The organism is Enterobacter sp. R-1.6.2, from assembly GCF_035064085.1.
GTDB lineage: Bacteria > Pseudomonadota > Gammaproteobacteria > Enterobacterales > Enterobacteriaceae > Enterobacter > Enterobacter asburiae_B.
In genome coordinates this window covers 1-9143 of sequence record NZ_JASEYI010000048.1, presented here as the reverse complement: position 1 = coordinate 9143, position 9143 = coordinate 1, and the positions used below count along the sequence as shown (strand labels likewise).

The 9143-nt window shown below is 57.5% G+C and carries 10 protein-coding genes and 2 pseudogenes; 2 read left to right on the top strand and 10 right to left on the bottom strand.

Going from position 1 to position 9143, the window contains the following annotated elements; translation table 11 throughout:
* Positions 1-359: EAL domain-containing protein (locus QMN93_RS24910; RefSeq protein WP_230200650.1), on the top strand; the 359-nt coding region annotated here is incomplete at its 5' end.
* 28 nt (positions 360-387) lie between these two features.
* Here QMN93_RS24910 and QMN93_RS24905 read toward each other — a convergent pair.
* From QMN93_RS24905 to fecI, 9 genes and pseudogenes are all read right to left on the bottom strand, one after another.
* Positions 388-640, bottom strand: a pseudogene (locus QMN93_RS24905) (IS66 family transposase); the annotation flags it as partial.
* Between the two features lie 49 nt (positions 641-689).
* Positions 690-983, bottom strand: coding sequence for an IS66 family insertion sequence element accessory protein TnpB (tnpB, locus tag QMN93_RS24900; protein WP_007898888.1), 294 nt, complete (start codon positions 981-983; stop codon positions 690-692).
* Between the two features lie 98 nt (positions 984-1081).
* Positions 1082-1849, bottom strand: a complete 768-nt coding sequence (gene fecE, locus QMN93_RS24895; RefSeq protein WP_004152282.1) for a Fe(3+) dicitrate ABC transporter ATP-binding protein FecE — start codon at positions 1847-1849, stop codon at positions 1082-1084.
* Complete coding sequence (gene fecD / locus QMN93_RS24890; RefSeq protein WP_004118246.1) at positions 1850-2806, bottom strand: Fe(3+) dicitrate ABC transporter permease subunit FecD; 957 nt, start codon at positions 2804-2806, stop codon at positions 1850-1852.
* Positions 2803-3801 carry an iron-dicitrate ABC transporter permease FecC gene (gene fecC, locus QMN93_RS24885; RefSeq protein ID WP_004118243.1) on the bottom strand — a complete coding sequence of 333 codons (999 nt, stop codon included), beginning with the start codon at positions 3799-3801 and terminating at the stop codon, positions 2803-2805. Before fecC ends, fecD begins: the two co-directional genes overlap by 4 nt.
* On the bottom strand, positions 3798-4700 hold the full coding sequence (gene fecB, locus QMN93_RS24880; protein ID WP_007898890.1) for a Fe(3+) dicitrate ABC transporter substrate-binding protein FecB: 903 nt from the start codon (positions 4698-4700) through the stop codon (positions 3798-3800). The genes fecC and fecB overlap by 4 nt, the downstream gene beginning before the upstream one ends.
* Positions 4701-4744: 44 nt before the next feature.
* The gene (gene fecA, locus QMN93_RS24875) at positions 4745-7069 is read right to left on the bottom strand and encodes a TonB-dependent Fe(3+) dicitrate receptor FecA (RefSeq protein WP_022652364.1); all 2325 of its coding nucleotides are present in this window, start codon (positions 7067-7069) and stop codon (positions 4745-4747) included.
* An 86-nt stretch (positions 7070-7155) separates the two neighbouring features.
* Entirely contained in the window at positions 7156-8109 is a 954-nt protein-coding gene (gene fecR / locus QMN93_RS24870) for a ferric citrate uptake sigma factor regulator FecR (protein WP_023304425.1), read from the bottom strand.
* Complete coding sequence (fecI, locus tag QMN93_RS24865) at positions 8106-8627, bottom strand: RNA polymerase sigma factor FecI (protein WP_016151347.1); 522 nt, start codon at positions 8625-8627, stop codon at positions 8106-8108. The genes fecR and fecI overlap by 4 nt, the downstream gene beginning before the upstream one ends.
* Before the next feature lie 136 nt (positions 8628-8763).
* Here fecI and QMN93_RS24860 point away from each other — a divergent pair.
* Positions 8764-8833, top strand: a pseudogene (locus QMN93_RS24860) (hypothetical protein).
* Positions 8834-8997: 164 nt separating this feature from the next.
* Here the strand turns inward: QMN93_RS24860 and QMN93_RS24855 are convergent.
* Positions 8998-9143, bottom strand: a 146-nt coding sequence (locus QMN93_RS24855) for an IS1 family transposase (protein WP_047359267.1), incomplete at its 5' end; no start/stop codon positions are given.

Sequence of the window (9143 nt, the reverse complement as noted above, 5' to 3'; positions counted from 1 at the left end):
TCAGACGCCGGATAGATTCAAGCAAGCCAACTTGTCGTCAAAATCGGTGTTGCAAAAACGGGAGTGACCATAGATTCCGTTTGCCAAGCGGCCCCCATATTGAATGGCTGACGGTACTGGATTTCGATGAGATAAAAATAGACCGTATTTTTATTGCCAATATTGATGACCCGGTGAAGCGAGCGCTACTTGTTTCTGTGGTGAAAGGGTTACGTGGTACTGGCAAACCACTGGTGTTTGAAGGGGTGGAAACGCCAGGACAGTTTGAATTCGTCCGTTCTCTTGGCCCCGGTTACCTAGTTCAGGGCTGGTATACCGGAAAACCCGAAACAATATCTGCGATGAATATTCAGGGTTAAAACGATACGGGGCCCGGCCCGTATCGGCAACCCGACCCGTCAGCGTATCGCTTTCTGTCTGAAGCCGGTTCAGGTCGGCTTCTATCTGCGCGATGCGGCGGGAGATTTATTCAGAACGACTGCCGAAGTTCATCCGGCGAATCTTATCCAGCTGCGCCTGCAGATGGTCTATTTCGCGCTCCCGGTCGGCCTGCTTTTCCAGCAGGGCGCGGTTCAGCGCTTCCTGTTCGGACAGGCGCTGTTTCAGCAGAAGGATGTCGTCAGGGGGAGGTGTTGTTCATAAGCCCGCATTTTACCAGGCTTATTCAACGACAACCAGGATAAAGAGGCCTACAACATGGTCAGGGACGTAAGCAGTCTTTTAGGCTGCCGCCAGTCGATGCCTTCCAGAAGCATTGCCAGCTGCGCCGGGGTCAGGAACACTTTGCCATCGCGGGCAGAGGGCCAGGCGAAGCGGCCGCGTTCCAGCCGTTTGGTCAGCAGGCACAGCCCGTCGCCGGTGGACCACAGCAGTTTGACCTTACTGCCGCTGCGGCCCCGGAAGATGAAGACATGGCCGGATATCGGGTCATCTTTCAGCATCGTCTGCACCTTTGCGGCGAGACCATTGAAGCCGTTGCGCATGTCGGTGATACCGGCAACCAGCCAGATTTTGGTGCCTGTTGGCAGGTGGTTATCACTTCCTTTATCTGTCCTGTGATGATCCTTATGACTTCGCCAGACTACTTCACCACACACATGGGTCTGCCAGATACCGGTTCGGGATGGATTTCCGCTTCTACGCTGAACACCGTCTTTAGAAGCTCTGGTTTCATCACTGCTTCCGGAGCACCTTGCGCCATCACGCGACCGCTTGCCAGTACCACCAGATGATCGCAATAGCGGCTGGCCTGATTCAGATCGTGGAGTACCGTCACTACGGTTTTCCCCTGCCTTTTGAGTTCAACCATCAGGCGCATCAGTTCAACCTGATGATTGATATCGAGGTAGGTCGTAGGCTCATCAAGAAGAATGAGTGGGGTATCCTGTGCCAGCACCATCGCCAGAAACGCACGCTGGCGCTGGCCGCCGGAAAGCTGGGTTAACCTGCGGTCAGCCAGATTGCGCGTCCGGGTCTGACTCATTGCCACGTTGACCCGCTCGTTGTCTTCCGCGGAGAGTCGCCCCCACAACGACAGCCACGGGCTGCGGCCGTAGGAAACCAGTTCCCGTACAGTGATCCCCTCGGGGGATAAATGGTGTTGCGGCAGTAAAGCCAGGCGGCGAGCCAGCTGGCGGGCGGAAAAACCGGCTATGGGTTTTTCATCAAGCAATATCTCGCCAGAGTCTGGTGTTAACAGGCGAGAAAAACAGTTCAACAGCGTCGATTTCCCGCAACCGTTAGGGCCGAGCAGGGCCGTGATTTTTCCGGCAGGCAGGGCGAGAGAAAGTCCATCCAGCACGGTTTGTGCGCCATAGCTGACGGTCAGATTTTCAGTACGTAATCTCATTTATCGCATTCTCACAAGCAGCCAGACAAACCACGGTGCGCCGATAATGGCGGTCAGCACGCCTGCCGGAAGCTCCAGCGGCGGATGAATGATTCGTGCCAGCAGATCGGCAATGACCAGCAACAACGCGCCCGTCAGGGCCGAAACGGGCATCAGCCAGCGGTGACGCCCGCCGGCGATCCTGCGCACCATGTGCGGCACGACGAGACCAATAAAACTTATCGGGCCACAGACGGCCACGCCGGTTGCTGTCATCGCGACAGCCAGCATCAGCCCCTGGAACCGGGTGCGCTGAACCGACACGCCGAGCGTGGCTGCTCGTGCATCGCCCAGCGCCAGCAGGTCGAGATCGCGACAAAAGCGCAGGCTCAGCGGCAAAAACAGAATGAGCAACGGCACGGCAATCTTCACAAAGTGCCAGTCGCGCCCCCATAAGCTACCCGTCAGCCACAGCAGGGCACTGTTTACATCCTGCGGGTGCAGGAGCATCAGGTAATCCGTCAGGCTCGCCCAGCAGGCGGAAAGCGCCACGCCGGTGAGCGCCAGCTTCATCGGCTGGTGGGTCTTTGCCAGCATCTTCAGCAAGATCAACCCCGCCATACCGCCCGCAAAGGCCAGCAGCGGCAGCACCATCACGGATAGTGATGGCATAAGAAGCAGTGCTCCCACAGAGGCAAGGCTGGCGGCATGGTTAATGCCGAGAATATCCGGTGATGCTAGCGGGTTACGCACAATCCCCTGTACCAGCACGCCCGCCACGGCGAGGGCTGCACCGACAAACAGTGCCAGCAGCAAGCGCGGCAGTCGGTACTCCATCAATACATAATAATGCTCGCGTCCGTCCTGCCAGTCGGTCAGCAGCGCGCGCCACGGCACGGGGATCACCCCCATATGGAGTGATAACAGCGCACAACCTGCCAGGGCAAGGGTGATGAAAATGACCAGCGCAATTTTCATCCTCGCCTCCTCACCAGCCAGACAAAGCAAGGACTGCCAATCAGCGCCAGCACTGCGCCTGCGGGCAGATCGCCGGGGAAGGCCAGCGCGCGTGCGAGTACATCTGCCATCAGCATCAGCGTGGCCCCCAGCAGCATGCTCACCGGCAGTACGTTGCGCTGATCGAAGCCTGCCCAGAAGCGCGCCAGATGTGGCACCAGCAGGCCGATAAACGCCACCGGACCTGCCACACTGACGCACGCGCCAACCAGAAGCAGCACTAACATATTGATGATCAAACGTAGTCTCGGCAGGTTCACTCCCAGCGTATGGGCGGTACTGTCGCTGACGTTGAGCAGGTTCAGTTGATTCGCCAGCAGCAACACGACAGGGACTGCAGTGACCACCACCGGCAAGAGCTGCCAGACATCCTGCCAGTGGGCGTGGGACACTCCGCCTGCCAGCCAGTAAAAGATGCCGTAAGCATGATCTTCGGCCAGCAGCAGGGTGATGCGGGTCAGGGCCATACAAAAGGCCGACAGCGCGATACCCGCGAGGATCAGTTTGTTTCTGTCCTGGGTATGACGAAACCCGCCTCCTGCGGTCATGACCAGCAGCCAGCTCACGCCGCCCCCGCATGCCGCGATGAACGACAGGGAATAGCCTGCAACCGGCGTCGGACTCAGCGCGCTGGTAAGCGCCATAGCCAGCGCCGCGCCGCTGTTAATGCCGAGCAGTGAAGGAGAGGCCATTGGGTTGTGGGTCAGGGTTTGCAGCAGCGTGCCCGCGAGCGCCAGGCTTGCGCCGATCAGAACGGCGACCAGGCTTCGCGGCAAACGAAGGTTTTGCACCAGCGCTTCTGGTAGCGTTGGCGTGTGTCCAGGCAGCAGGGCGCGGATTGCGTCTGCTCCGGAAACAGGAATGGCCGAGTAGCAAAACAGACTCAGCCAGAAAATAATAATAAGTACTGCAACGGGAAGCCCCCACAGCAGCACCGGGTGTTTTAGCGCGGTCATTTCACATCGGTAAGCGGCTGATGGTGGAAGATTTTTACCGTGTCAGCGGCAATACGCTCTGCGGCAAAAATACCGCGCATCCGCGCCCAGGCGTTACTGTCGACTGAAGCAACCTGCTGCTTCTGCGCGGCGGTTAATATCTGCCAGAGCGGATCTTGTTGCCAGCGTTTAACAATGCTCTCTTCGCGATAGTGGGCAACCAGCAGCCAGGCAGGATTGACCGCCAGCAGTTGCTCCAGGCCGATGGACGGCATGGACGCGCCCGCCATCGCAGCGGGAACGTTCAGCCCCAGAGAAGCCAGCACGCTGCCGGTCCAGGTCTCCTGGGTATGCAGGTTGAATAGCTGTTCGCGTGATGTGCCAAAGGCCACGCGTGTCCCTGTGGGAAGCTGGCTGGACCACTGCGCCATCTTCTCTTTATGTTGTTCCAGACGCGCCTGCATCTCTCGTTTTTTACCTACCACTTCGCCGATGATAGCCGCTGAGTGCAAATTTTCAGCGTAGGTTTCGTTGCGGGACTTAAGCAGCAGTACCGGCGCGATTTGCTGCAAGGCAGTGTAAATCCCCGCATGGCGACTGCTGTCGGCAATGATCAGGTCTGGTTTCAGGGCAGCAATGGCTTCCAGGCTCGGCTGCGCGCGCGTTCCGACGGACTGCCACGGTTTCAGGTGCGCACGCACTTCGGGCAGGATGCGTTTTGCATCGTTATCGTCGGCAATACCGATCGGGCTGACGTCCACGGCGGCCAGCGCATCGGCGAACGAGAGTTCCAGCACCACAATCCGTTGTGGCGTTTTATCGAGTGTAAACGTGCCGTGTTCGTCCTGAACCGTGGCGGCAAAGGCGTGGCCGATCACCAGCAGCAGGCCTGCAAAAAGAAAACGGATAAATGCCAACATAGTCACATTCCAGCTAAAAGCCCGGCAAGCCGGGCGTTAACACATCAGAACTTCAACGACCCCTGCATATACAGCGTGCGCGGCTGGCCTGCGTAGATGCCTTTGTTGTTGTCGTCATAAGAGCGGATGAAGTAGTCCTGGTCGAAGATGTTTTTCACACCGAACGCCAGGTTCAGATCTGCCATCTGCGGGCCAAAGTCATACGCCACGCGTGCGCCCCAGAGCATGAAGCCGGGAATGCGGCCGGTACTGCCGTCGGCGCTCTCTTTCACCGTATTGGCGTTATCCGCAAACTGGCTGGACTGGAAATCGCTGTTCAGATTGAACGTCCAGTTGCCCGGCTTGTAGTCCACGCCCAGCGTGCCTTTATGTTTCGGGGAGAATGGCACCTGATTGCCATAGGTGTCGCCTTTCTCGCGGATTTCCGCGTTCACATACGCATAGCTGGCGTAGACGGAAACGTTATCAAGCGTTGGCGTTAGCGTACCCAGGTCGTAACGTGCCTGCGTTTCCAGCCCGGTATGGCGCGTTTTGCCACGTGCAGTGACGGTGTCGTTGGTCTGGTTGGAGTCGTACTGATTGTTAAAGTTAATCAGGAACAGCCCCATTTCCGCCGTCAGCGCGCCGTCATCGTAGCGGGTACCGAGTTCCCAGGTTCGCGCTTTTTCCGGTTCCACATTGCCGCTTTGCACAGCCTTGCCAATCTGGCTGTACTGTACGGTGCCGAACGAGCCTTCAGTGTTTGCATAAAGATTCCAGCTATCAGTCAGGTGATAGAGCACGTTCAACGCCGGAAGCGGTGCGTTATAGCTCACCTCTTCGTGCGTGCCTTTGATGGCGTTGTTCTGGTATGACTCGATATGTTCGAAACGCATACCCGGCGTGATGGTCCAGTTGCCGATGTCGATTTTGTCATCCAGATACCAGGCGTGCGCCTCGGTGCCGGAACGCGTGTCGCGGTCGTAAGGGCTTGAGCCGGACGGCAACTGCCCGCTGCTGGTGGCGGTGTAGTAACGCATTTCATGCGTTGATTCATTCACATAGCGATAGCCCACGCCCACTTCGTGCGCGGAAGGGCCGATCATAAAGCTCTGGCTGTAGCGTGGCTCAATACCGCGCACCCAGTAGATACGCGGCGAGAGGGTGATGCGTTTGCCTTGCTCCAGGTAGCCGCTGCGCAGGGTTTGGGTGTAGAACCCCTGAATGTTGAATTTATGCTGGCTGTCCGGCTGGAACTGGTAGCCCAGGCTCGCCAGCTTGCGACGGCCCCAGAAGCGGTCATACGGGCGGGTGGATTGCCAGCGATCGGCGTCGTAATCCGCGCGGGACAGGCCGCCGGGCATGTCGGCTTCACCATCGTAATATTGCAGCAGGCTGTTGAAGGTGTGCACCTCATTCGGCGCATATTTGCTTTTCAGCATCAGGTCGTCGATGCGGGTGGCGCTGTGCTCGCGCCAGTCACTGCCGCGCGTGCCGGAGTAGAGCAGCGCGGTGCCAAAACCGTTGTCCGCTGTGCCGCCCACCATCAGGTTGTGCGTCTCTTTCGGGTTGTTTTGTGAAGAGGTTGGGCTGAGCTGACCTTCCACCCCCGCCTCGATACCAAAGTCCTGCGGAATGGCGCGGGTAACAAAGTTCACCACGCCGCCCACGCTCTGCGGTCCGTAACGCACCGCACCACCACCGCGCACCACGTCAATGGCATCCATGTTGCCGAGCGAAACGGGAGCCAGTGAAAGCTGCGGCTGACCGTAAGGGGCAAAGGGGACGGGGATGCCGTCCATCAGGACGGTCGAGCGGCTGGCGAGGCGTGGGTTCAGGCCCCGGATGCCAAAGTTCATCGCCAGGTCGTGGCTGCCGGTGCCGTTGTTTTCCGGCGCGCTGACGCCAGGGATGCGGTTAAGCACCTCACGCATGGTGGTTGCGCCGGTTTTGGCGAAATCCTCACGGCGGATCACGTCACGCGCGCCAGCATGTTCAAATACGTCGTTTTCACGCGCATCGCCCAGCCAGTCGCCGACCACGGTCAGGGCATCTTCTTTTGGCGCGGGCGCGGTCTCCAGCGTCCAGCTGTTATTTCTCAGCGGTTTTACCTGCAGTCCGCTGCCGTCCAGCAGTTGTTGCAGGCCGCTCTCGACGTCGTAATCTCCGTGCAGGCCGTTGCTCTGCTTGCCGCGCGTCAGGCTGGCGTCAACCGAGAGGGTAATTCCGCTGTGTGCGGCATACTGATTGAGCGCTTTGTCGAGCGATCCCGGTGCGATATCAACCTGTGCAGCAAAAGCGGAAAACGAGAGACCGGCCAGCGGCAGCAGGCTCAGGCGAATGGCGTTAACCAAAGGTGTTGTTTTACGAAAAACGCGTAACGGCGTCATACCTTCTCCATCATCATTTTTGTTGTGTTCAGCTATGAGTCGAACGAGAAGGGTAAAAAGGACAATCGAAATGAGAATTATTTTTCTTACAGCGGTGAAATGTTTATCCAGTACCGCGTAATAGACTGAATTTTAACGGGAAGCGTTTGAGCGATAACGTTCAGGATCGCATCGGTATTTTTCAGCGGGAACGTCCCGCTCAGGCGCAGCCCGGCAACGGCGGGATCGCAGCGCAGCACGCCGTTGCGGTAACGGCTTAGCGTGGCTATCACCTCACCCAGCGGTTTATCGCTGAAGCTCAGGATGCCCTTCGTCCAGCTTGTACTCTCGTCATCCAGCGGTTTCACTGCGCCAAACTCAGAGGCGCTGAACTGCAGGCTTTCACCAGCGTTCACGATGCGTTTTTGCGCGGGGGCACTGGCGAGAAGCACTTCCACGGCGTGCTGCTGCACGTCAAGCTGCGTGAAATTATCCTGCTGGCGGACGGTAAATTCTGTCCCTAAAGCGGTGAGTTGGCCCTGACGGGTCAGGACGCGGAAGGGGCGTTGCTGCGCATCTTTCGCGGTAGTAATGGCGATTTCACCGTACCAGAGCCGGACGGTGCGCTGATGCGCATCAAAACGCACATCCGCCGCGCTTTGGGTATTCAGCGTGAGCAGGGAGTCATCTTCCAGTTGCTGACGGCTGACTGCGCCTTTGGCGGTGCGGTAATCTGCCCGCAGACCTTCGCCGGTTTCCGACTGCCAGAGTTGCCAGCCTCCGCCAGCGCCGAGCAACAGCAGTAATCCTTTCATCACGTGACGGCGGGTGAGGCGGGTATCGTGCAGCGCCCGGCTGGCAACGTCGCCAGGCACACCGCCAAGCTGGTTGCGCAGGTTTTCAACCTGCTGCCAGGCCCACTGGTTATCCTGATCCTGTTCATACCACTGTTGCCAGCGCGCTTCCTGTTGTGGGCTGACGCGCTCGCCGCTTAGCACGGCATACCAGTGGGAAGCTGAACGCAGCGCCTGACGGCGGGAATCGGTTAACGAAGGATTCATAACCCATGCTCCAGACGAAACAGCAGGCAGTGCTCGACGGCTTTCGCCACGTATTTTTTCACGGAGCTGACGGAAACACCGAGTTTGTGCGCAATCTCGCTGTATGTCAGGCCATCCAGTTGCGAAAGCAGAAACGCTTCACGTGTTTTTCCGTTTAGCCCGTCCAGCATGCTGTCGACGAGTTGTAGGGTCTCGAGCTGGCTTTCGCGTTCCTCAGGTGAAGGCGCTACCCCCTCCGGCATAAGCGCCAGCATCTCCAGATACGCTTTTTCCAGCGCGTTTCGGCGAAACAGGTCCACCATCACGCGTTTGGCGATAGTGCACAGGAAAGAGCGAGGATCGCGGATCGTCGAGAGCGTTTCGCTGCTCATTACCCGCAAAAAAGTGTCCTGGGCAATGTCATCTGCATCAAAGGCAGACTGGAGTTTGCGCGTCAGCCAACTTTTCAACCAGCCGTGATGGGTGCCATAAAGCGACTCGAACGTTAAGGAAGCTGTGGAAGTGGCACGGTCAGACATGCGGAGTGCATCAAAAGTTAATTATCACGTAGCCATATTAATATGAGAATGGTTATCATTACAATTGGAAATAAAATTGTTTCCAATAAACATTTTTAACATGTTGTTTTTCTAAGTGTTATAAGGTAGGTATAAAATGGGATGGATCCTCTGCTTCTGGCATCTGTCGGTCAGAATGACATCATGATGTGGTCTGCTATTATTGACATCCTCCCCGCCCTTTAGGGCGGGGAGGATGTCAACTATGAGTGTTGCCTGAAATGTCGCCAGCCCCCGGTACAGCAGAAGTATCTCGGGCTTTCTGCGTTTGCTCCTGGTGGGTATGGCCCCCGCAAGCGGGGGTTATTGCTAACTGGGTAATGACTCAAAATTATTGATAGTGTTTTATGTTCAGATAATGCCCGATGACTTTGTCATGCAGCTCCACCGATTTTGTGAGCGACAGCGACTTCCGTCCCAGCCGTGCCAGGTGCTGCCTCAGATTCAGGTTATGCCGCTCAATTCGCTGCGTATATC